The organism is Stappia sp. WLB 29 (assembly GCF_023507705.1).
Lineage (GTDB): Bacteria > Pseudomonadota > Alphaproteobacteria > Rhizobiales > Stappiaceae > Stappia.
Genome location: NZ_JALBGD010000005.1, coordinates 285,375 through 305,825 on the forward strand (window position 1 = coordinate 285,375; position 20,451 = coordinate 305,825).

Genomic DNA, 20,451 nt, shown 5'->3' on the forward strand with positions numbered 1-20,451 from the left:
TCCGGACTTGCACGGGCTACTTTGTCGCAAGTCCTTGAAAGACTTGAGGTCTTCCTGCGGTCTTGCTTCGCGTATCCGCAGACGTCAGGACGACCATTGCGGCCATATTAATGGGTCCTGACCCTAGGCGGGGTGCGCGGGAAAGGTCTCCCGCGCGCGCCGGCCGGTGATCGCCAGCAGCGAGAAGCCGCGCGCGGCGAGGAATATGGTGAAAGCAAGCCACAGGCCGTGATTGCCGAGCAGGGGGAAGGCAACGGCGTAGGCGGCGAAATAGAGCGCCAGCGACAGCAGCATCATGTTGCGCATGTCGCGCGACCAGGTGGCGCCGATGAACACCCCGTCCATCTGGAAAGCGAGGACGCCGAACAGCGGCGTGGCCGCCGCCCAGCCTAAGTAGGCGACCGCCGTCTGGCGTACGTCCTCCGCCGTCGTCATCGCATGGATGAGCAGGGGACCTGCGGCGAGCAAGACCAGCGAGATCAGCCCGGCGAGCACATAGCCCCACATGAGGCTGAGCTTCAGCGAACGGTCGAAGGCCGGGCGGTAACGCGCCCCGACCGCGCGGCCCGCGAGCTGCTCGGCCGCCGTCGCCAGGCCGTCGAGGAAGAAGCTCGCCACCATGAAGAACTTCTCCAGGATGGCATTGGCCGCCAGCACCGTGTCGCCCTGCACGGCCGAGCGCGACATGAAGAAGGCGAAGGCGGTGATCAGCGCGAAGGAGCGGATCAGGATGTCGCCGTTGAGCGCCATCATCCGCTTGAAGCGCACCTTGTCGAAGACCTGCGCGCGGGTCGGCAGCGGGCGGCCCGAAAGCGCGCGGGCGGCAAGCACCGTACCGGCCAGCGCGGTCAGCGCCTCGGCGGCGACGGTGGCGGCGGCAACGCCGGCGACGCCCCACTCGAAATACAGCACGAACAGCACGGACAGGGCGATGTTGATGCCGTTCAGCCAGGTCTGCAGGCCGAGCGCGGTCATCGCCCGGCCGCGGCCGATGAACCAGCCGAGAAAGGCGTAGTTGGCCAGCGCCAGCGGCGCGGAGAGGGCGCGGATCGCGAAATAGCTGGCGGTGGCGGCCTGCACCTCGGCGCTGCCGCCCATCAGCCACAGACCGGCGGTGAGCGCCGGCTGCTGCAGCACGATCACCGTCGCGCCGAGCGCCAGCGCCAGCAGCACGGCGCGGAACAGGACCGCGCGCTCCTCCTCGCCGTCGCCCGCGCCGCTCGCCTGCGCGGTGAGGCCCGTGGTGCCGGCGCGCAGGAAGTTGAAGCTGGTGAAGACGATGTCGAACAGAACGCCGCCGAGCGCGATGCCGCCGAGCAGCGCTGCATCGCCGAGCTGGCCGATCACCGCGGTGTCGACCAGACCGAGCAGCGGCGTCGACAGATAGGCGAGCGTCATCGGCACGGCGATGGCGAGCACGCTGCGGCTGGTCACGTCGAACGGGCGCACGGCGCCGTAGGGCTGGCTCGTCATCTGACTTGGCTCGAAATGCGGGCGCGAAAACGGCGGCGCGGACGCGGGGCGGGAGAGTCGTTCTGGCGGACGCTAGCGAACAAAGATGGAACGGTCAAACGGGATGTGACGCAGGCACGGGCGGCGCGCTGCCTCAGCTTTCCCCCGCATGCTCCAGGATGTTGAGCAGTCGCCCGTTCGGGTCGCGCAGGAACAGGCGGCGCACGCCCCAGGGCTCAATGGCCGGCCCGTATTCGGGGCGAATGCCGGCGCGCTCGATGCGGACGATCACCGTATCGAGGTCGTCCACCTCGATGGAGAGGTCCGGCACCGGCGTGCCCGAGCTGCCTTCAGTGGCGATGCCGATCTGCGGCCGCGCCGGACTGGCGCTGGCGGCGGCAAGGGTGACGAACCAGCCGTGGTCCATCGCCGGCTCGAGATCGAGAATGTCGCGGTAGAAGGCGGTGGACGGCCCGGTGTCGGTGACGGCGATATTCGCGACGATGCGCCTGACGGTCATGCGGTGCTCCCGTGATTGCTGCGGGAGAGGGTAGGCGATGGCGCGGCCCGTGCCTTGAAGAAATGTCGGCGGGGCGGGGCAGCGCAGGGAGCCGTCCCGCCCGCTTGCCTCAGATGGAGGCGGCGATGCGGGCGATCTCGGCCAGGGTGGCGTCGCGCGTCTTGGCCTCGGCCTGCAGCATCTCGCAATAGGCGGTGACGATCAGCGCGCCGCGGCTGCTCGGCCAGGCGACGCCGATGTCGTTGGCGTGGCCCTTGCCGCTGGTGCCGGTCTTGTCGCCGACCAACCAGTCGGCGGGAAAGCCGGCGCGCAGCCGCGCGTCGCCGGTCCGGTTGGTGACCAGCCAGGCGGTCAGCCGGTCGCGCGAGCGGCGCGACAGGGCATCGCCGAACAACAGCTTGCGCAAAGTCTCCGCCATTGCCGCTGGCGTCGTCGTATCGCGCTCGTCGCCGGGCCCGTCATGCGCGTTGAGCTCCGGCTCCATGCGGTCGTGACGGGTGACCTCGTCGCCGAGCGAGCGGGCGAAGTCCGTCAGCGCGGCCGGACCGCCGAAGCTCTTGAGCAGCAGGTTGGCGGCGGTGTTGTCGCTCATCGTCACCGTCGCCTCGCACAGCTCCGCGACCGTCAGGCCGGGGCCGCCGGCATGCTTTTCCGTGCCCGGCGACCAGGAGACGAGATCGCGCTTGGTGAAGGGGATACGCCGGTCGAGCTGTTCTTCCTCCCGGTCGACGCGGGCAAGCACGAAGGCGGCGAGCGTCAGCTTGAAGGTGCTGGCCATCAGGAAGCGCTCGTCTGCCCGGTTGCCGAAGGTCTGCCCGCTGGCCACATCGTGGATGGCGATGCCGAGACGCCCGCCCTGCTTGCGTTCCAGCGCGGCGAGGCGCCCCTCGATATCGGCGGCATCGGCCATGCCGGCACGGGCGGGCATGGTCACGAGAGCGGTGCCGGTGGCCAGCGCCGGGGCGAGCAGAAGCGAGCCGGCAAGTGCCTGCCGGCGAGACAGTTTGAACATGGATTTCATCTCCGTCGTGAAAGCGTACGGCCTGCGCCGGTTGGTGCGGCGGCAGGGCGCTGGATGGCCTCCCAGCCTGCGGGAGCGATCATGCGCAAACATAAGACCCTCGCCAAACGAGCAATTATGGGATTAGACATGAGAAAATCTTGGCCTTGGAGAAGAGCCCCATGGATGTCTCGCACCTGCCGCTCAATGCGCTGCGCGCCTTCGAGGCCTCGGCCCGGCTCGGCAGCTTCACCCGCGCCGGGCTGGAGCTGCGGGTGACGCAGACCGCGATCAGCCATCAGGTGAAGGCGCTGGAGGAGACGCTCGGCCTGACCCTGTTCAAGCGCCTGCCGCGGGGCCTGGCGCTCACCGACGAGGCGCAGGCGCTGCTGCCCGTGCTGACCGATGCCTTCCGCCGGATGAGCGCGACGCTGAGCCAGTTCGAACAGGGCAATTTCCGCGAGATCCTGACCATCGGCGTCGTCGGCACCTTCGCCATCGGCTGGCTGCTGCCGCGCCTCTCGCGCTTTCGCGAGGCCCATCCCCATGTCGACCTGCGGCTGAAGACCAACAACAACCGGGCCGACATGCTGCTCGACGGGCTCGACCTGTTCATCCGCTTCGGCGACGGCGCTTGGCACGCGACGGACGCGGTGCGGCTGATGGAGGCGCCGTTCTCGCCCGTGTGCGCGCCGCAGATCGCAGCGCGGCTCACGCATCCGCGCGATCTTGGCGGCGAGGACCTGCTGCGCTCCTACCGGCAGGACGAATGGGCGGCCTGGTTCCGCATGGCGGGCCTCGAGCCGTTGCCGGCGCGCGGCTTCATGTTCGATTCCTCAAGGGCCCTGGTCGAGGCGGCAGCGCTGGGGGCCGGCGTCGCCCTGGTGCCGGTGGCGATGTTCGCGCGCGAGATCGAGGAGGGGCGCGTCGTCCGGCCCTTCGCGGTGGAGGCTCCGCTCGGCGCCTACTGGCTGACCTCGTTGAAGTCGCGCCGGCAGACGCCGGCCATGCGCGCCTTTCACCAGTGGATCGCGGACGAGGTCGGCTGAAGGGGAGGGCAAGGCCGTAGCGGCCCGGGCTCAGGTGGGCTGCGGTGCTGGCTGGACCTCGACCGTGATGTGGGAAAGGGCCGCAATCCGGGCGAGCCTTGCCTTGTAATGCGCCGGGTCCCTCGGCGCGCGCGAGACGAGGGAGACGATGGCCGCGTGGTGGCCGGGGCCGACTTGCCAGACATGCAGGTCGCAGATGCGGTCGCCGCCGGTCTCGACGGCCTTGCGGATCTCCTCCGGCAGGCGCTTGTCGTCGGGCGTGCGGTCCAGCAGCACCGCGCCGGTCTCGCGGATCAGGCCCCACGACCAGCGCGCGATGATCAGCGCGCCGACGACCCCCATCAGCGGGTCGGCCCAGAGCCAACCCTGGCTGCGTCCAAGCAGCAATGCGGCAATCGCGAGGAGGGACGTGAGCGCGTCGGCCAGCACATGTAGATAAGCGGCGCGCAGGTTGTTGTCGCGCGCGGGGCCGTGGCCGGGATGCTCATGCGTGTCGTCGTGGGCGTGATCATGGTGATGATGACCGTGATGGTGGCCGCGATGATGGTGGCCATGATCGTCCCTGAGCAGCCAGGCGCAGGCCAGGTTCACCACCAGCCCGATGACGGCGACGGCAATCGCCTGCTCGAAGCTGATCGCCACCGGGCTGGCGAGGCGCAGCAGGCTTTCCCATCCGATCAGCAGCGCGACGAGCGCCAGCACGATGGCACTGGCGAAGCCGCCGAGATCGCCGAGCTTTCCGGTGCCGAAGCTGAAGCGCGGATCGTTGCGGTAACGGCGCGCAAAGAGATAGGCCAGGGCGGTGATGAGCAGGGCGGCCGCATGGGTGGACATGTGCCAGCCGTCGGCCAGCAGCGCCATAGAGCCGAAGAGCGTGCCGGCGGCGATCTCGACGACCATCATCGTCGCCGTCAGGGCAATGACCAGCCAGACCCGCCGCTCGTTGCGCCGATGCTGCGAGCCGAGAAAGTCGTGTCCGTGCGTGTAGGTGGAGATTGTCTCGGGTGCCATTGCACTCTCCCGTCGCCGGCTGCCCGGCCTATTTCATGCCAGCAGCCTATTTCATGTAGGTGCGGATGACCTCGAGCAGCTCCTCGCTGCCCTGCCGGCGCTCGGCCTCGGTCTGCGCATGAAGGACATGCTCGTGAAGGTGGCCTTCCATCACTTCCGCGGTGAGGCCGCTCAGGGCGCCTCTCGCGGAGGCGAGCTGACGCAGGATTTCGGCGCAGGGCTTTTGGGCCTCCAGCGCGCGCTCGATGCCTTCGAGCTGCCCCTTGAGACGGCGAACCCGGGCAATCAGCTTCTGCCCGTCGCGAACGGTATGGGACATCGTGCCTGTCCGTGCTTTCCCTGTATAGTATAGGGGACTATATTATGTGTGCGGCGAAATGGGAAGTCCGGCTGCGCCTCTCGGCGGCTGAAACTTTCAGCCGAGCATCGGACAAGGTGGGAGAGACCGGCTTTCGGGCGCCGTGCCGCCGGACGCCACGGTGGTTTGAGTGCCGGATTCTCCTGCTTGAATCGATCATCTCTTGAAGTACGTGATTGCTCACGTATATAGACTGCAACGATCACGCAAAAGGAAGGCGTTACGCCATGAATGCGCTTGTCTTCACCCTTCTCGACATTGCCGGCCTCATCGAGAAGCGGCTCGACCGCCCGCTGGCCGGCGCCCGCGGCGTCAGCTTCCGCGAGTACCGCCTGCTGAAAAGCCTGTCGGAGTTTCCCGGCAGCCGCGCCATGCGGGTGGAACTGGCCCAGTCCGTCGGCCTGACGCCCTCTGCCGTGACCCGCGCGCTGAAGCCGCTGGAAAAGCTCGGCTATGTGGTGACCGAAAAAGGCGAGCGCGATGCCCGCCAGAGCCTGGCGCGGCTGACGCAGGCCGGCGAGATCCTGCTTGCAGATGCCGATGCCGTCGTCGCCGACGTGGTGGCCGGACTGCCGGCCATGTCGATCAGCGAGGGCCAACTCGCCGAGCTGCATCGCGGTCTGGCCGGTCCGCCGGCAAGCCGGACGGTGCCCTTGAGGGCCGCCATCGTCTGACCCGCCAAGAGGTGCGGGGGGCGTTCCGTTGCGGGACGCCCCCCGCACTGGTCTCCCGCGCCAAGCGGAGCGTATAAGGTCTGTTCCTGCTTGGCCTTGCAACCGGGTCCCGAGTTCCGCATGTCGCTTGCCATCGTCCACCACCCGGCCTTTTGCGCCGACATTCCTGCCGCTCACCGCTTTCCGATGAACAAGTTCCGCCGCGTGGCGGAGGTGCTCATCGAGGACGGGCTGGTCGCGGAGGGCGGCTTCCACCGGCCGGTGCCCGCACCGGCGGAGTGGATCGCGCTCGCCCATGACCGGGCCTATGTCGACCAGGTCTTCGCCGCAGATGTGCCGGCGCCCATCGCCCGCGAGATCGGCCTGCCGATGAGCGAGAGCGTCGGCTTCCGTGCCCGCTGCGCCACGGCCGGCACGGTTCTGGCCGCCTTGCTGGCGCTCGACCGGGGGATTGCCTGCAACACCGCCGGCGGCAGCCATCACGCCAGGGGCTCGCAAGGGGCGGGATTCTGCGTCTTCAACGATGTGGCGGTCGCGATCCGCCTGCTGATGGCGGACCGGGCGATCCGCCGTGCCATGGTCGTCGATCTCGACGTGCACCAGGGCGACGGCACCGCGCAGATCTTCGCCGGCGACGAGGCGGTGTTCACCCTGTCGGTGCATGCTGGCCGGAACTATCCCGTCCGCAAGGTGCCCTCGAGCCTCGATGTGCCGCTGGACGACGGGGTGGGGGATGCGGCCTATCTGGCAGCGCTGGCCGATGTGCTGCCGGCGGCGCTCGCGAGCTTTCGCCCCGACATCGTCTTCTACAATGCAGGCGTCGACCCGCACGAGGAGGACAGGCTGGGCCGCCTGTCGCTGAGCGACGAGGGGATCGCCGCCCGCGACCGCTATGTCGTTCAGCAGGTGCGCAAGGCGGGTATCCCGCTCGCCGGGGTCATCGGCGGCGGCTATCTGGAGGATATCGACAGGCTGGCGCGCCGCCACACGATCCTGCACCGGGCGGCGGCGGAATTCGCTTGATCGTATGAGGCCTGCGGCTCAGCTGCGGCGGCCGAAGCTCATCAGCCGCAGCACCACCCAGACCGGAATCACCACCACGGCGCCGAGCACGAAATAACCGCCGAGCTGGCCGAGCGCCTCGAAGCCGAGGTCCCACAGACGGCGGATGAAGGAAACGATCCCGTCGAACACATCGAGCGGGTGCAGGTCGAGCGCCGACAGCAGCACGCCGACGACGAAGGACAGGAACAGCAGCTTGAGGATCACCCGGCCGGGCGAGTCTCCGAGGAAGCGGCTGATCGGGCTGTTGGACATGCGCTTGTTCCTGCAAGGGCTGACGAGCGGACGCAAGGCCTGCGCCCCGTCCCGTGTCCCTGAGATGTAGGCGGGCCGGTGCACCGGATCAAACGCAAAATGGTCTTGTTCGTTTCGCGGGCGCCCATGTCATCGCGCCTATGTCATATTGCCAATATGATGCCACATTGGAGCGTGACATCTCTTGTCGTGGGATGCAGGCGAATCACACGGCGTTTGGCCGGATCGCCAGGGCTCGGGAGGCGGCGGGCCGGCAGACATCCCCAGCGCCGGCACTCTTTTTCGGAGCGCCGGACATGGCTCCGGAACCGGTCGCACGGAGCCGGGAAGCGAACCGACCTAAGCCGAAGGCCCGTGTCGCTGCGGCGGGGGGGCCGTCAAGCCAGGAATGCCTGTCGTCATGTCTCTTCAGACCCTTGCCGCCTTGCGAAAGATCGCCGTCCTTGCGCTCGCTGCCGCGCCGCTGGTCGGCCTTGCCTCCCATCCCTCGGCGGCGGAGGCGCAGGACCTTTCCGTCACCGGTACCTGGCGGATCGAGGCGCTGGCCGCCCCCGGCGGTGCGCTGGTCGATGTCGACCAGGGCCTCTCCAGCCGTACGGAAGTGACCATCGACCGGCACGGCATGTGGCTCGCTTCGGCCGGCTGCAACCGCCTGCGCGGCACGCTGCAGCAGATGGGGCACGCGCTCGCGGTCTCGACCCGGGTGATGGCGACGGAAATGGCCTGCGAGGGGCCGTCCGGAGACATCGAGCGCCGGTTCCTGCACTTCTTCCCGGCGGTGAAGCAGATCGACGGCATGCCCGGCCGCGTGCTGCTGCGCGACCAGTCCGGCGCTGCCGTGGTGCTGCTGGTCAACAAGTAGGATTGGCTTTTTGCGGCTTTGCCCGGGCTTTTTACATTCCGGGAGTATGAAGCTGCTGCCGTGCGTTCCCCGCTGGCGCTCTGGGAACGAATAGGCCCCGACGCGCGCTGCGCTTGGCTGGGGTGACGGCAGAGAGGAGGCGAGGGCGGCCGAGGCCGCCCTTCGCATTTGTGATGATCCTGAATAAAGCGGCGGCCTATGCCGCCTCGCGCGCGCCGGCGTCCGGCCCCTTCTCGGGAGCGAAGCGCTCGTAGAAGCGGGCGTCGGACTTGGCCATCTCCTTGAGCAGGCGGTTCGGCTTGAAGCGCGGGCCCCACTTCCTGGTGAACTTGCGGCACAACTCGGTGAAGGCGGCCGTGCCCATGCCGTCGATATAGGACAGCGTGCCGCCGGTGAACGGGGCGAAGCCGAAGCCGAGGATCGAGCCGACATCCGCCTCGCGCACATCCGTGAGGCAGTTTTCCTCGAAGATCCGCGCCGTTTCCAGCGCCTGCATGACGAGGAAACGCTGCTTCAGCTCCTCGACATGGAAGGCCTCCGCCGGCTTCGGCTTGCCGACCACCTCGGGAATGCCCGGCCACAGTTTCTTGTCGCGGCCCTGGTAGTCGTAGAAGCCCTTGCCGTTCTTGCGCCCGAACCGCTCGCGCTTGACCACCATCTCTTCCAGGATGTTGTCGAGCGGGCCCTCCACATACTTGACGCCGAGGTCCTTGCGCGTCGCCGAGACGATCTTCCAGGCAAGGTCCAGCGCCACCTCGTCGCCGAGCGACAGCGGGCCGACCGGCATGCCGGCCATGCGGCCGCAATTCTCGATCATCGCCGCCGGCACCCCGTCGGCCAGCATCATCAGCCCTTCGCGGACATAGGTCATGACCACGCGCGAGGTGTAGAAGCCGCGCGAGTCGTTGACCACGATCGGCGTCTTCTTGATCGCCTTGATGTAGTCGAGCGCCATGGCCAGCGCCTTGTCGCCGGTCTTCTTGCCGAGGATCACCTCGACCAGCATCATCTTGTCGACCGGCGAGAAGAAGTGGATGCCGATGAAGTTCTTCGGCCGCTTCGAGGCCTCGGCGAGCGAGGTGATCGGCAGTGTCGAGGTGTTGGAGGCGTAGATCGCCTTCGATTTCAGCACCGCCTCGGCCTTCTCGGTGACGGTGCGCTTGACCTCGCGGTCCTCGAACACCGCCTCGATGACGAGGTCGCAGTCCGCCAGCGCCTCGTAGTCGGGCGTCGCGGTGATGCGCGACAGCAGCGCCACCTTGTCGGCCTCGCCGGCCCGGCCGCGCTTCATCGCCTTGGAGATCAACTCGTCGGAATGGGCCTTGCCCTTGTCGGCGGCGGCCTGGTCGCGGTCGATCAGCACCACGTCGATGCCGGCTTTGGCCGTGACATAGGCAATGCCTGCGCCCATGAAGCCGGCGCCGAGAATGCCCACCTTGCGGATGCGGTTCGGCTTGACCGAGGCCGGCCGCCGCGCGCCCTTGTTCAGCTCCTGCATGGAGACGAACAGCGAGCGGATCATGTTCGCCGCTTCCGGCGTCTGAAGCACATGGGCGAAGTAGCGGCTTTCCACCGTCAGCGCCTGATCCATCGGCAGCAGCAGGCCCTCGTAGACCGCCTGCAGCAAGGCCCGGGCCCCGGGATAGTTGTCATGGGTCTCGCGCCGGTAGATGGCGTTGGCCGCCGGCCAGAACTGGAAGCCGGCCGGCGAATAGATGCCTCCGCCCGGCAGGCGGAAGCCCTTCTGGTCCCATGGCTTGACCGGATCGACGCCCGCTTTCAGCATCTTCACGGCCGCCGCCGCCAGCTTCTTGGCCGGGGCGGTCTCGTCGATCAGCTTCATCGCCTTCGCCTGGGCGGTGTTCAGCGTCTTGCCCTGCAGCAGGAACTGCAGGCCCTGCTGGCTGTCGGCCATGCGCATGACGCGCTGGGTGCCGCCGGCGCCGGGGAAGAGGCCGACCTTGACCTCCGGCAGGGCCATCTTGAAGGCATCGTCCTCTGCCGCCACCCGTGCATGGCAGGCGAGCGCCAGCTCCGTCGCCCCGCCCATGCAGGTGCCGTTGAGCGCCGCGACGAAAGGCTTGCCGCAGGTCTCCAGCTTGCGGAAGATCTGCGATAGGCGCCGGGAGCCGTCGAACAGCATCCGCGCCGCCCCTTCCGGATCCTTCGCCCGCTTGCCATGGAAGTCGCGCAGCAGCCCTTCCAGCATGGTGAGGTCGGCGCCGCCGGAAAAGGCGGCCTTGCCCGAGGTGATGACGGCGCCCTTGGCGGTGGCGTCGGCGACGACCGCGTCGATGATCGCGTCGAGCTCGTCCATCACCGACATGTCGATGACGTTCATGCTCTTGCCCGGCATGTCCCAGACGATATGGGCGATGCCGGCGTCGGTGGTCAGGGTGAAGTTGGTGTAGGTCATGGTCGGTCCTCCGCCTGCTCGCCTTAGATCCGCTCGATGATCGTCGCGGTGCCCATGCCGGCTCCGATGCACAGCGTCACCAAGGCGGTGTTGAGGTCGCGCCGCTCCAACTCGTCGAGCACGGTGCCGAGGATCATCGCGCCGGTCGCGCCGAGCGGATGGCCCATGGCGATGGCCCCGCCATTGACGTTGACGATGGCCGGGTCGAGGTCGAAGGCCTGCCGGTAGCGCAGAACCACGGAGGCGAAGGCCTCGTTGATCTCGAACAGGTCGATGTCCTTCAGCGACATCTTCGCGCTGGCCAGCAGCTTCTCGGTCACGTCCACCGGTCCGGTCAGCATCAGGGCCGGCTCCGAGCCGATATTGGCGAAGGCGCGGATGCGCGCACGCGGCGTCAGCCCGGCCTTGCGCCCGGCCTTGCGGTTGCCGATGAGAACAGCGGCGGCCCCATCTACAATACCCGACGAATTGCCCGCATGGTGGACATGGGTGATCGAGGCGAGTTCCGGATGGGCCTGGATCGCCACCGCGTCGAAGCCGCCCATCTGGCCCATCATCTCGAAGGACGGGTTCAGTGCGGCCAGCGACTGCATGTCGGTCTCGGGCCGCATGTGCTCGTCGCGGTCGAGGATCGTCAAGCCGTTGAGGTCGCGCACCGGCACGACGGAGCGGGAGAAGTAGCCCTTGTCCCATGCCTTGGCTGCGCGCTTCTGGCTTTCCACCGCATAGCCGTCGACATCGTCGCGGGAGAAGCCGTACTTGCTGGCGATGAGATCCGCCGACACGCCCTGCGGCATGAAGTAGGAGGGCAGGGCGACCTGAGGGTCGACCGGCCAGGCGCCGCCCGAGGCGCCGATGCCGATGCGGCTCATGGATTCCGCGCCGCCCGCGATGACGAGGTCGTGCTGGCCGGCCATCACCTGCGCCGCGCCGAAGTTCACGGCATCGAGGCCGGAGGCGCAGAACCGGTTGAGCTGGACGCCCGGCACCGCGTGGCCGTAGCCGGCGGCAAAGACCGCGGCGCGGGCAATGTCGCCGCCGGCCTCGCCGACAGGATCGACACAGCCGAGGATCACGTCGTCGACGAGCGCCGTGTCGAGGCCGTTGCGCTCGCGCAGCGCCTTGAGCGGCTCGGCCGCCAACCGCACCGCCGGCACCTCGTAAAGCGCGCCGTCCTTCTTGCCGCGCCCGCGCGGCGTGCGCACATGGTCGAAAATCAATGCGTCGGCCATCGATGTCTCCTTGGCTGTCTCGCCGTTGCGCCCCGGGGCGCGTGCCGAAGTCCGCGACCTAGAGGCTGCGGGCGATCAGCACCTTCATGATCTCGTTGGTCCCGGCATAGATCCGCTGCACGCGGGCATCCGCGTAGAGCCGGGAGATCGGATACTCGTTCATGTAGCCATAGCCGCCGAAGAACTGCAGGCACTGGTCCGTGACCTTGGACTGCAGGTCGGTGGTCCAGTATTTCGCCATCGAGGCGGTGGTTCCGTCGAGCTCGCCGGCCACATGCCGGGCGATGCAGTCGTTGACGAAGACCTGGCCGATGGTCGCCTCGGTCTTCAGCTCCGCCAGCTTGAACTGGGTGTTCTGGAAGTCGAGGATGCGCTTGCCGAAAGCCTGCCGCTCCTTGACGTAGTCGAGGGTGAGCGTCAGCGCGCGCTCGATCGCCGCCATCGCCTGCACCGCCACCAGAAGCCGTTCCTGCGGCAATTGTTCCATCAACTGGTAGAAGCCGCGCCCCTCTTCCGGGCCGAGAAGGGCGTCGGCCGGCACGCGCACGTCGTCGAAGAACAGTTCCGACGTGTCGTTGCCTTTGAAGCCGAGCTTGTCGAGGTTGCGGCCCCGCCGGAAGCCTTCCGTCCCGTCGGTCTCCAGCACGAAGAGCGACACGCCCTTGGACCCGGCCGCCGGATCGGTCTTGGCGACGACGATGATCAGGTTGGCCAGCTGGCCGTTGGTGATGAAGGTCTTGGCGCCGGAAATCCGGTAGTGGTTGCCGTCGCGCACCGCGCTGGTGCGGATCGCCTGCAGGTCGGAGCCCGCGCCCGGCTCGGTCATGGCGATGGCGCCGATCATCTCGCCGGAGGCGAGCTTCGGCAGCCAGCGTTCCTTCTGCTCCTGCGACCCGTAATGCTTGATGTAGGGCGCGACGATGGCCGAATGCAGCGCGATGCCGAAATGGTCGAACCCGGCAAGGCCGAGACGGCGGATGATGACGGATTCATGGGCGAACGTGCCGCCGGCCGCGCCATATTCCTCCGGCATGCCGGAGCACAGGAAACCGCCCGCGCCGGTCTTTTCCCACGCCTCGCGCGTGACGCAGCCGGCCTCCACCCAGGCCTCGTAGTCCGGGGCGATCTCCCGCTCGAGAAAACGCGCGAAGGCGTCGTCGAGCATCGTCAGTTCATCGTTCATCCATGCCGGCGTTCCGGCGTTCAGCACGTTCAAGCCGCTCTCCTCCCTGCGACGTTTCTTGTCTTTTCGCGGTTTCGCGATCCTGGGCTCAGAAGGCGGCCGCGTCGAGGCCCATCATCGTGTCCGCACCGGCCGCGACCCGGGCGAGGCGCAGCGACGTCTCCGGCATGTGCCGCTCCATGAAGTAGCGGGCGAGCGTCAGCTTGGTCTCGTAGAACGCCTTGTCGCCGTCCGCTCCCGAGCTGAGGGCGGCCTGCGCGCTCTTCGCCATGCGCGCCCACATGTAGCCGAGCGCCACGATGCCGAAGAGGTGCATGTAGTCGGTCGAGCCGGCCCCGGCATTGTCGGGCTTGGCCAGGGCATTGTTCATGAACCACATGGTCGCCTTCTGCAGGTCGTCGAGGCCCGCCTTGAGCGGCCCGGCGAGCGGGGCGAGGGCCTCGTCGCCGGAGATCTCCTTCAGGAAGGTGCCGACCTCGTTGAAGAAGGCCATCACCGCCCGGCCGCCGTCGCGCGGCAGCTTGCGCCCGACGAGATCCAGCGCCTGGATGCCGTTGGCGCCCTCGTAGATCATGGTGATGCGGGCATCGCGCACGAACTGCGACATGCCCCATTCCTCGATATAGCCGTGGCCGCCCAGCATCTGCTGCGCCGCCACTGCGTTCTCGAAGCCCTTGTCCGTGAGCACGCCCTTGATGACCGGGGTCATCAGGCCCATGTGGTCGTCCGCCGCCTGGGCCTCGCCCTTGTCGGACGAGCGGTGCGAGACGTCGGACTGGAGCGCCGTCCACAGGACCAGTGCGCGGGCCGCCTCGTTGAAGGCGCGGATCGACAGCAGCGTGCGGCGCACGTCCGGATGCACGATGATCGGGTCGGCCTTGCCGTCCGGGTTCTTCGGCCCGGTCAGCGATCGGCCCTGCAGCCGCTCGCGGGCATAGGCGAGGGCGTTCTGATAGGCGACCTCCGATTGGGCGAGGCCCTGCACCCCGACGGCAAGGCGCGCCTCGTTCATCATCACGAACATCGCGTTGAGGCCGCGGTTCTCCTCGCCGATGAGCCAGCCGGTCGCCCCGTCGTAGTTCATGACGCAGGTGGCGTTGCCGTGGATGCCCATCTTCTCTTCCAGCGAGCCGCAGGACACGGCATTGCGGGCGCCGGGCTTGCCGTCGCCATCGGGCAGGAATTTCGGCACGATAAACAGCGAGATGCCCTTGGTGCCTTCCGGTGCGCCCTCGATGCGGGCCAGCACCAGATGCACGATGTTCTCCGTCAGGTCGTGTTCGCCGGCGGAGATGAAGATCTTCTGGCCCGAAATGCGGTAGGTGCCGTCGCCCTGCGGCACGGCCTTCGACTTGATGAGGCCGAGATCGGTGCCGCAATGCGGCTCGGTCAGGTTCATGGTGCCCGACCACTCGCCGGAGGCGAGCTTCGGCAGGTAGAGCGCCTTCTGATCAGGGCTGCCATGCACCTGGATCGCGGCGGCCGCACCCTGCGACAGGCCGGGATACATGCCCCAGGCAAGGTTGGCGCCGGAAATGAATTCCTGCATCACCGAGTTGAGCGTCGTCGGCAGGCCCTGGCCGCCATACTCCTCCGGCATCGACAGGGCGATCCAGCCGTTCTCCCGGTAGGTGTCGTAGGCGTCGCGAAAGCCCTTGGGGGTGGTCACGCTGCCGTCGTCGTGACGGGTGCAGCCCTCGCGGTCGCCGGTGGCGTTGAGCGGAGCGAGCTCTTCCTGGCAGAAGCGCGCGCCCTCGTTCAGGATCGCCTCGAGAAGATCGGGCGTCGCATCGGCAAAGCCCGGCATATTGCCGTGGCGGTCGAAGCCCAGCACCTCGTTCAGCAGGAACATCACATCCCGGACGGGGGCGGTGTAGCTCGGCATGGTCGTCCTCCCGGTAGGTCGGCCCGGCTGTGGCGCCGGTTGCGACGGGCAGTCTGCATCATGGACCTGACGTTTCCGTAAACGTCACCTTGAGCTCGTTATATGGCTGCCGTTCGGGCCTCGCAAGGGATGTCCCTACGGCAGGGGCTGAAAATTCTCCCGTGAGCATCAATCTCGACGCCGTTCAGGGCGAAATCACGGAGATTCGGCGCGAAAGGTCGCGCGAATGCAGCAAAATCGGCGGCAGCCACGAAAAACCCCGCGCCGCGGCGTGCGGCACGGGGTTGGGCAATGCGAGCGAGGGCAAGACGGGAGGGATCGATGTCGCCCGGTGCCGCAATCGGGAGTGCGACTCAGTCGCTCTCCTTCTCCTTCAGCATGCCGGAGACGATTTCCACCGTCCGACCGAGTTCCTCGATGGCCTGGTCGATGTCGCGGCGCTGCTTCACCAGCACGTCGATCTGCCCCTGGAAGCGTGACAGCGCCACCTTGAGTTGGGTCACCTGACCGTCGCGCAGGTCGTACAGGTCGAGCATGTCGAGGATCTCGGCGAGCGAGAAGCCGACCCGCTTGCCCATCAGCACCAGCTTCAGCCGGGCCCGGTCGCGCCGTGTGTAGATGCGGGTCATGCCGTCGCGGCGCGGGTTGAGAAGGCCCTTGTCCTCGTAGAAGCGAAGGGTGCGCAAGGTGACGTCGAATTCCTTGGCAAGATCGCCGATGGTGAAGAGCGTCTTCTTCGTCGTCTCGTCCTTGGCGGCGACCGCCTCGACGATATCGTTGTTGACCGAGAGCGCTTCGCTCATGGCTTTTTCCTTGAATTTATCGGGAGACGGAAGGCGGGAGCGGGCGTCGCTCCGCACGAGTCTCGCGGGTGTATGGGAGCGTGACACTACGTCACCTGCGTTCGGGATACATTCCGTGGACGTAAGCGTCAAGCTTCCTGCGGATGCGGCCGTGCGGCCGTGCGGCCGGCTTGCGATCCGCAAGCTGCGTTTACCTGTCGTTAACCATGTAGATCCGGGACTTAACCGCCTGTTTACCATAAGCGGCGACAGTTTACGGCAAGCTCGTCCGGGTCCTGTGTAGCCGTGTTCCGACCTGGGCGAAGAAGAATGCTGGCGCGGCCCGCGCCCCCAACATGGGTTTGAGAGGCAGTTCATGTCCTGGAACGCGCGACATCGCAGTGAACGCGGCCTTCCGCAGGAAGACGGCTACGGGCGCGAGGCGCATGGCGAGCCGGAAAGCTGGTACGAGCCGCGCCGCCGGGCGCCGGCCGCAGACCCGCAGCGCGGCGAGCGGGCGAGGGCGCGCGAGCAGCTCAACGATGTCGCCGACGCTCTCGGCCGTCTCATGGATACGCCGCAGCCTGCGCCTGCTCCTGCCGGCAATCGCCAGGCGCGCCGCGCTGCTGCCGCCCGCGCCCGCACCGAGCGTTCTGCCGCGCCTGCAGCCCCGGCATCGGCCGTCGCCGGTTCGCGGAGCGGCCGCATCGAGGCGGTGCTGAGTGCGCTCGACCGGTTGGATCGCCGCGTGGAGGATCTCTCCCATGAAGCGGAGGCCGAGCAGCGGACCATGCGTCCGGCGCGTGCAGCCGCTGCCCCGGCGTCCGCCCGTTCCCCCGCTCGTGCCTCGCGCCGTGGCGCGCCGCCGCCGGCCCGCGACGAGTGGGCCGAGGAGTGGCGGGACGAAAGCTACGACGCCCCGTACGACGCGCGCCGCGATACCGGTTACGACACCCGCCACGTCGATGCCTACGACGACGGCGAGGCGGGCTATGCCGACATGCCCGACGGCGAGTATGCCGCCGCCCGCGGAACGCGTGCTGCGCCGCGCGGCGACTGGCGCGAGGATGGCTATCGCCGGCCGGCGAGTTGGCGCGAGGAGGGAGCTGAGGAGGATCTGCGTCCGCTGATCCACGATCTTGTCCACCGGGTCGACCGGGCCACCGGCGCCCGCGACGACCAGCTGGGCGTGCTGCGCCGCGAGATCGCCGATCTGCGTGGCTTCTTGACCCAGAGCCTGCGCGCCGAGCGCGAGCGGGCCGCTTCCCGCGACGGCAGCGAGATGCGCCGCCTGTCGGACGCGGTGGAGCGGCTGCGCGCCGACCGGGGCGACATGCGCCTGGTGCGCGAGGTCCGTGCCGAGATCTCCGACCTGCGCTCGATGATCGGCCAGTCCAACGTCGAGGGCATGCTGCAGACGTTGGAAAGCGGTTATGCGCATCTGGTCCAGCGCCTCGACGAGATGTCCCGCGAACGGCTGGAGCCCCGGCTCGTGGCCGATCTCGGTCGCCGTCTCGCCGATATCGAGGATGCGTTCCGCGTCGTGCCGCGCGGCGACCAGCTTGCCGCGCTCGACGACCGGGTCGCCGAGATCGGTCACCGGGTGGAGGAGCTCGTGCGCCGCAGCGGCGGTGCCGATCTCGACCTGCTGCGCGGCGAAATCCGCGCGGTGCGCGACCTCGTCGAGCGCTTCGATGTCGGCGACCTGCTCGCCGGCATCGACGAGCGGATGAGCGCGCTGGCCCAGCGGTTCGACACGATCGACCGGCTGGTCGAGGAGCAGCGGCATCTCGCCGAGCGCATGGGTGCCATCGAGCATCGGCTGCCCACGTCGGGCGCCGTCGACCGGCTGCAGGATCGCCTGGAAGAGATCGCCGGCATGCTGGCCGACGACCGCAACAGCCGCACCGACCCGCAGATCGACGAGAAGCTGGGCGAGATCGCCGGCCGGCTGAAGCGGATCGAGAGCGCGCGGCAGATGCCGCCGAGCTACGACGCGGCCTTCACGCTGCTGGAAAAGCGGCTCGCCGCCATCGACGGCAAGATCAATGCCCTCGACCGGCCGGACCGGGTGACGCTGGTTGCCGAGGGCCAGCAGGGCAGCATCGAGGCCGACCTGATCGCACGGCTCGAGGCCGGTATCGCCAATCTGAATGAGCGCTTCGAGGCCGGCCGGGCGTCGGTGGGCGGCGAGGAGTTCGAGAGCCTGCGCCGCGAGATCGCCTCACTGCGCGACAGCGTGTCCCAGCCGGTCTCCATGGTCGAACTGGAAGCGCAGCTGCGCGACCTGGCCGAGGCCGTCAATCGCGGTGGAGCCAGCGACGACGCGGCGGTGCTGTCGCAGGTCGAGGACAAGATCGCCGCGCTTGCTGCCAAGCTCGATGCGGCCGACAGCGGTTTTGCCCGTCTCGGCGAGATCCAGAGCGCGCTGCAGTCCGGCGGCGCGGGGGGCGATGTCGCCCAGGCCCTGCGCGGCGACCTGCACCGGCTGATGGAAGCCGCGACGAGCTCCGAGCGCCGTGCGCGCGAGTCCATGGACAGCGTCCAGGACGTGCTCGCTTCGATCAGCAATCGGCTGATGGCGCTGGAGCAAGATGCCCGGATCGCCGCGATGCCGGCCCCCGCTCCCGAAGACGACCGTCCGCTGGAGCCGGGCTCCGGCAAGCCGCGCGTGCGCCAGCAAGGGCCGCCGCGGATGGACGCGCCGGTCATGCCGCGCGCCGAGATGCCGGCGGCCGCCGCGGCTGCCGAGGGTACGCTGCCGCCGCAGCGTCCGGCCGCCCGCCCGGCCGGGGCACGCCCTTCTGCATCGATGGGGACCGGTCGTGGTGCAGCCGCGCCGCAGGACGGGCGCGACCGCAAGGCCGACTTCATCGCCGCCGCCCGCCGCGCCGCCCAGGCGGCGACCGAGGAGGCCAACGCCTCCGGTTCGGGCCTGTCCTTTGCCGGCCTGACCGCGTCCTCGTCCGACGACAAGCCGCGCGCCAGCGCCGCCGGCTGGCTGCGCTCCAAGCTCGGCCGCGGCAAGGCCAAGGACAAGGATGCGCCGGAGGCCGCTGTCGCCGAGGCGGTGGAGCCGCGGCCGCTAGCCGGCGACCGCCGCGACGGTCCGCGTTCGGATGCCGCGCGCGCCCGCCGCGAGGAGCTGGCCGAGGAACTGCGTGCCGACATGCGCGCGGCTGCTCCCGTTGAAGCGCAAGAGGCCGAGACGGAAGACAAGGGTGGTCGCAGGCTGTTCTCCGCAGGCGGCCGCCGCGCCGTGATGCTGGCGGCCGCTGCCGTCATCATCGCCGTCGGCGCCCTGCAGATCTTCAAGCTGGTCTCGCCGGGCGAGCGCGATGTCGCATCGCTCGAGACTCCGCCGACCATCGAGGCAACGACCAATATTGCCGCCGTAGCAAGCGCCGACGCGGGCCCGGCCGACACTGGCGCCAAGGCTGGCGTGCCCGAGGCAAGGGAGCTTGCGAGCGGGGTCCCGCCCGAGCCGGTCTCCTCGCCGCCGCCAGCACGCTCCACGGCGGATGCAGGCGCGAACGGCATCGACATGCCGGATCTGGTACAGGACGGCCCGGCAATGGGCAGGAGCGATGTGCCGCCGGCAGGGCCGGAGAACTCGCCTGTGTCCGAGCCGGGGGCGGATCTTGCCTTCGCCCCGCCGGCCGTATCCGGCAATGGCTTCTCGACCGCGCCGGGCGCCATGCCCGGCATGCTCCCCGATGCGCAGTTCCAGACCCCTGGCGGCACTGCGGGCAGCGCGCCGGCCTCCCTCGACCTTGCCACCCGCACGCCGGCAATGGCACCGGCCGGCCCCGCCGCAGGCGCGGCCATCGGCGGCATTCCGGCCGAAGCCGGTCCCGTAGCCCTGCGCCAGGCGGCCGCCGGCGGCGATCCTGCCGCGCTGTTCGCGATCGCGGTCAACTACACCGAGGGCACGGGCGTCCAGCCGGACCTGAAGCAGGCTGCCAGCTACTACCGCAAGGCCGCCGATGCCGGTCTTGCGCCCGCCCAGTACCGCCTCGGCAGCCTCTACGAAAAGGGCCGCGGCGTGGAGAAGAACCTGGAGACGGCGCGCGACTGGTATCGCCGGGCCGCCGAGCAGGGCAACGCCAAGGCCGCGCACAATCTCGCGGTGCTCTACGCGGAAGGCTTGTCCGGCACGCCGGAATTCAACGATGCTTCCTACTGGTTCAAGAAGGCTGCCAATTTCGGCCTCGCCGACAGCCAGTACAATCTCGGCATCCTTTACGCCCGCGGGCTCGGCCTCGAGAAGAATCTGGTCGAGAGCTACAAGTGGTTCGCTCTTGCTGCTCGCCAGGGCGACCGGGATGCCGGCAACAAGCGCGACGAACTCGCCAACATGCTCTCGCGCGAGCAACTGGCCGAGGCTCGTATCGCGGTGGAGACCTGGAAGGAGGCGCCGCGCACGCTTGCCGCCAACCAGGTGGAGTTCAATCCGGCCTGGACCATTCCGGCCGAGATCGAAGCGCCGCGCGCCAGCGTGTCGGCGGATCCGCGCGAACTGGTGATGAACGCCCAGAAGCTGCTGGCTCAGAGGGGCTTCGATCCGGGAACGCCGGACGGCCAGATCGGGCCGCGTACCCGCGAGGCGGTGCGAGCATTCCAGCAGGCCAACGGCCTGCCGGTGACGGGCGCGATCTCGCGGGATCTGGTGAAGGCGCTGGCCGGGGAGGACATCTGATCCGGTCTTGC

16 protein-coding genes are annotated in these 20,451 nt (G+C 68.5%); 5 read left to right on the forward strand and 11 right to left on the reverse strand.

Features of this window, described 5'->3' with window-relative positions; all coding sequences use genetic code 11:
- Positions 1 to 123 precede the first annotated feature (123 nt).
- From MNI96_RS12375 to bla, 3 genes are all read right to left on the reverse strand, one after another.
- Entirely contained in the window at positions 124 to 1,473 is a 1,350-nt protein-coding gene (locus tag MNI96_RS12375) for an MATE family efflux transporter (RefSeq protein ID WP_249693535.1), read from the reverse strand.
- A gap of 133 nt (positions 1,474 to 1,606) precedes the next feature.
- Positions 1,607 to 1,972 carry a VOC family protein gene (locus MNI96_RS12380; RefSeq protein WP_249693540.1) on the reverse strand — a complete coding sequence of 122 codons (366 nt, stop codon included), beginning with the start codon at positions 1,970 to 1,972 and terminating at the stop codon, positions 1,607 to 1,609.
- Positions 1,973 to 2,081: 109 nt separating this feature from the next.
- The gene (gene bla, locus MNI96_RS12385; RefSeq protein WP_249693541.1) at positions 2,082 to 2,984 is read right to left on the reverse strand and encodes a class A beta-lactamase; all 903 of its coding nucleotides are present in this window, start codon (positions 2,982 to 2,984) and stop codon (positions 2,082 to 2,084) included.
- Between the two features lie 170 nt (positions 2,985 to 3,154).
- On the opposite strand from bla, the gene MNI96_RS12390 reads away from it, so the two are divergent.
- Positions 3,155 to 4,021 carry a LysR family transcriptional regulator gene (locus tag MNI96_RS12390; RefSeq protein WP_249693542.1) on the forward strand — a complete coding sequence of 289 codons (867 nt, stop codon included), beginning with the start codon at positions 3,155 to 3,157 and terminating at the stop codon, positions 4,019 to 4,021.
- Between the two features lie 30 nt (positions 4,022 to 4,051).
- Here the strand turns inward: MNI96_RS12390 and dmeF are convergent, their stop codons facing one another.
- Complete coding sequence (gene dmeF, locus MNI96_RS12395) at positions 4,052 to 5,032, reverse strand: CDF family Co(II)/Ni(II) efflux transporter DmeF (RefSeq protein ID WP_249693546.1); 981 nt, start codon at positions 5,030 to 5,032, stop codon at positions 4,052 to 4,054.
- A gap of 46 nt (positions 5,033 to 5,078) precedes the next feature.
- Complete coding sequence (locus tag MNI96_RS12400) at positions 5,079 to 5,351, reverse strand: metal/formaldehyde-sensitive transcriptional repressor (protein WP_120268823.1); 273 nt, start codon at positions 5,349 to 5,351, stop codon at positions 5,079 to 5,081.
- A gap of 266 nt (positions 5,352 to 5,617) precedes the next feature.
- Between MNI96_RS12400 and MNI96_RS12405 the strand changes: the two genes are divergently transcribed.
- Together MNI96_RS12405 and MNI96_RS12410 are read left to right on the forward strand one after the other, a co-directional pair.
- Positions 5,618 to 6,064, forward strand: coding sequence for a MarR family winged helix-turn-helix transcriptional regulator (locus tag MNI96_RS12405; protein ID WP_249693548.1), 447 nt, complete (start codon positions 5,618 to 5,620; stop codon positions 6,062 to 6,064).
- Between the two features lie 120 nt (positions 6,065 to 6,184).
- Positions 6,185 to 7,087 (forward strand): histone deacetylase family protein, encoded by a 903-nt coding sequence (locus MNI96_RS12410; protein WP_249693550.1) that lies wholly within the window; start codon positions 6,185 to 6,187, stop codon positions 7,085 to 7,087.
- Between the two features lie 18 nt (positions 7,088 to 7,105).
- On the opposite strand, the gene MNI96_RS12415 is transcribed toward MNI96_RS12410, so the two are convergent.
- Positions 7,106 to 7,381 carry a DUF6460 domain-containing protein gene (locus MNI96_RS12415; protein WP_249693552.1) on the reverse strand — a complete coding sequence of 92 codons (276 nt, stop codon included), beginning with the start codon at positions 7,379 to 7,381 and terminating at the stop codon, positions 7,106 to 7,108.
- Between the two features lie 400 nt (positions 7,382 to 7,781).
- On the opposite strand from MNI96_RS12415, the gene MNI96_RS12420 reads away from it, so the two are divergent.
- The gene (locus MNI96_RS12420; RefSeq protein WP_249693554.1) at positions 7,782 to 8,243 is read left to right on the forward strand and encodes an META domain-containing protein; all 462 of its coding nucleotides are present in this window, start codon (positions 7,782 to 7,784) and stop codon (positions 8,241 to 8,243) included.
- Positions 8,244 to 8,439: 196 nt separating this feature from the next.
- Here MNI96_RS12420 and MNI96_RS12425 read toward each other — a convergent pair whose 3' ends face one another.
- The 5 genes from MNI96_RS12425 to MNI96_RS12445 all read right to left on the reverse strand — a co-directional run bounded on the left by MNI96_RS12425 (position 8,440) and on the right by MNI96_RS12445 (position 15,762).
- A complete protein-coding gene (locus MNI96_RS12425) occupies positions 8,440 to 10,659 on the reverse strand; it encodes a 3-hydroxyacyl-CoA dehydrogenase NAD-binding domain-containing protein (protein WP_249693556.1) in 2,220 nt (739 codons plus the stop codon).
- Between the two features lie 23 nt (positions 10,660 to 10,682).
- Entirely contained in the window at positions 10,683 to 11,891 is a 1,209-nt protein-coding gene (locus tag MNI96_RS12430) for an acetyl-CoA C-acetyltransferase (RefSeq protein ID WP_249693558.1), read from the reverse strand.
- A gap of 58 nt (positions 11,892 to 11,949) precedes the next feature.
- A complete protein-coding gene (locus MNI96_RS12435; RefSeq protein WP_249693676.1) occupies positions 11,950 to 13,074 on the reverse strand; it encodes an acyl-CoA dehydrogenase family protein in 1,125 nt (374 codons plus the stop codon).
- Positions 13,075 to 13,162: 88 nt separating this feature from the next.
- Positions 13,163 to 14,959, reverse strand: a complete 1,797-nt coding sequence (locus MNI96_RS12440) for an acyl-CoA dehydrogenase C-terminal domain-containing protein (RefSeq protein WP_249693560.1) — start codon at positions 14,957 to 14,959, stop codon at positions 13,163 to 13,165.
- 353 nt (positions 14,960 to 15,312) lie between these two features.
- Entirely contained in the window at positions 15,313 to 15,762 is a 450-nt protein-coding gene (locus MNI96_RS12445; protein WP_067221086.1) for a MerR family transcriptional regulator, read from the reverse strand.
- Between the two features lie 355 nt (positions 15,763 to 16,117).
- Between MNI96_RS12445 and MNI96_RS12450 the strand changes: the two genes are divergently transcribed.
- On the forward strand, positions 16,118 to 20,440 hold the full coding sequence (locus tag MNI96_RS12450) for a peptidoglycan-binding protein (protein WP_249693562.1): 4,323 nt from the start codon (positions 16,118 to 16,120) through the stop codon (positions 20,438 to 20,440).
- Positions 20,441 to 20,451: the final 11 nt, after the last annotated feature.

What these genes read in the sequence shown, in the direction of transcription:
- MNI96_RS12375 (WP_249693535.1), bottom strand. Translation starts at nt 1,473, where the DNA reads ATGACGAGCCAGCCCTACGGCGCCGTGCGCCCGTTCGACGTGACCAGC.
- MNI96_RS12380 (WP_249693540.1), bottom strand. Translation starts at nt 1,972, where the DNA reads ATGACCGTCAGGCGCATCGTCGCGAATATCGCCGTCACCGACACCGGG.
- bla (WP_249693541.1), bottom strand. Translation starts at nt 2,984, where the DNA reads ATGTTCAAACTGTCTCGCCGGCAGGCACTTGCCGGCTCGCTTCTGCTC.
- MNI96_RS12390 (WP_249693542.1), top strand. Translation starts at nt 3,155, where the DNA reads ATGGATGTCTCGCACCTGCCGCTCAATGCGCTGCGCGCCTTCGAGGCC.
- dmeF (WP_249693546.1), bottom strand. Translation starts at nt 5,032, where the DNA reads ATGGCACCCGAGACAATCTCCACCTACACGCACGGACACGACTTTCTC.
- MNI96_RS12400 (WP_120268823.1), bottom strand. Translation starts at nt 5,351, where the DNA reads ATGTCCCATACCGTTCGCGACGGGCAGAAGCTGATTGCCCGGGTTCGC.
- MNI96_RS12405 (WP_249693548.1), top strand. Translation starts at nt 5,618, where the DNA reads ATGAATGCGCTTGTCTTCACCCTTCTCGACATTGCCGGCCTCATCGAG.
- MNI96_RS12410 (WP_249693550.1), top strand. Translation starts at nt 6,185, where the DNA reads ATGTCGCTTGCCATCGTCCACCACCCGGCCTTTTGCGCCGACATTCCT.
- MNI96_RS12415 (WP_249693552.1), bottom strand. Translation starts at nt 7,381, where the DNA reads ATGTCCAACAGCCCGATCAGCCGCTTCCTCGGAGACTCGCCCGGCCGG.
- MNI96_RS12420 (WP_249693554.1), top strand. Translation starts at nt 7,782, where the DNA reads ATGTCTCTTCAGACCCTTGCCGCCTTGCGAAAGATCGCCGTCCTTGCG.
- MNI96_RS12425 (WP_249693556.1), bottom strand. Translation starts at nt 10,659, where the DNA reads ATGACCTACACCAACTTCACCCTGACCACCGACGCCGGCATCGCCCAT.
- MNI96_RS12430 (WP_249693558.1), bottom strand. Translation starts at nt 11,891, where the DNA reads ATGGCCGACGCATTGATTTTCGACCATGTGCGCACGCCGCGCGGGCGC.
- MNI96_RS12435 (WP_249693676.1), bottom strand. Translation starts at nt 13,074, where the DNA reads ATGAACGATGAACTGACGATGCTCGACGACGCCTTCGCGCGTTTTCTC.
- MNI96_RS12440 (WP_249693560.1), bottom strand. Translation starts at nt 14,959, where the DNA reads ATGCCGAGCTACACCGCCCCCGTCCGGGATGTGATGTTCCTGCTGAAC.
- MNI96_RS12445 (WP_067221086.1), bottom strand. Translation starts at nt 15,762, where the DNA reads ATGAGCGAAGCGCTCTCGGTCAACAACGATATCGTCGAGGCGGTCGCC.
- MNI96_RS12450 (WP_249693562.1), top strand. Translation starts at nt 16,118, where the DNA reads ATGTCCTGGAACGCGCGACATCGCAGTGAACGCGGCCTTCCGCAGGAA.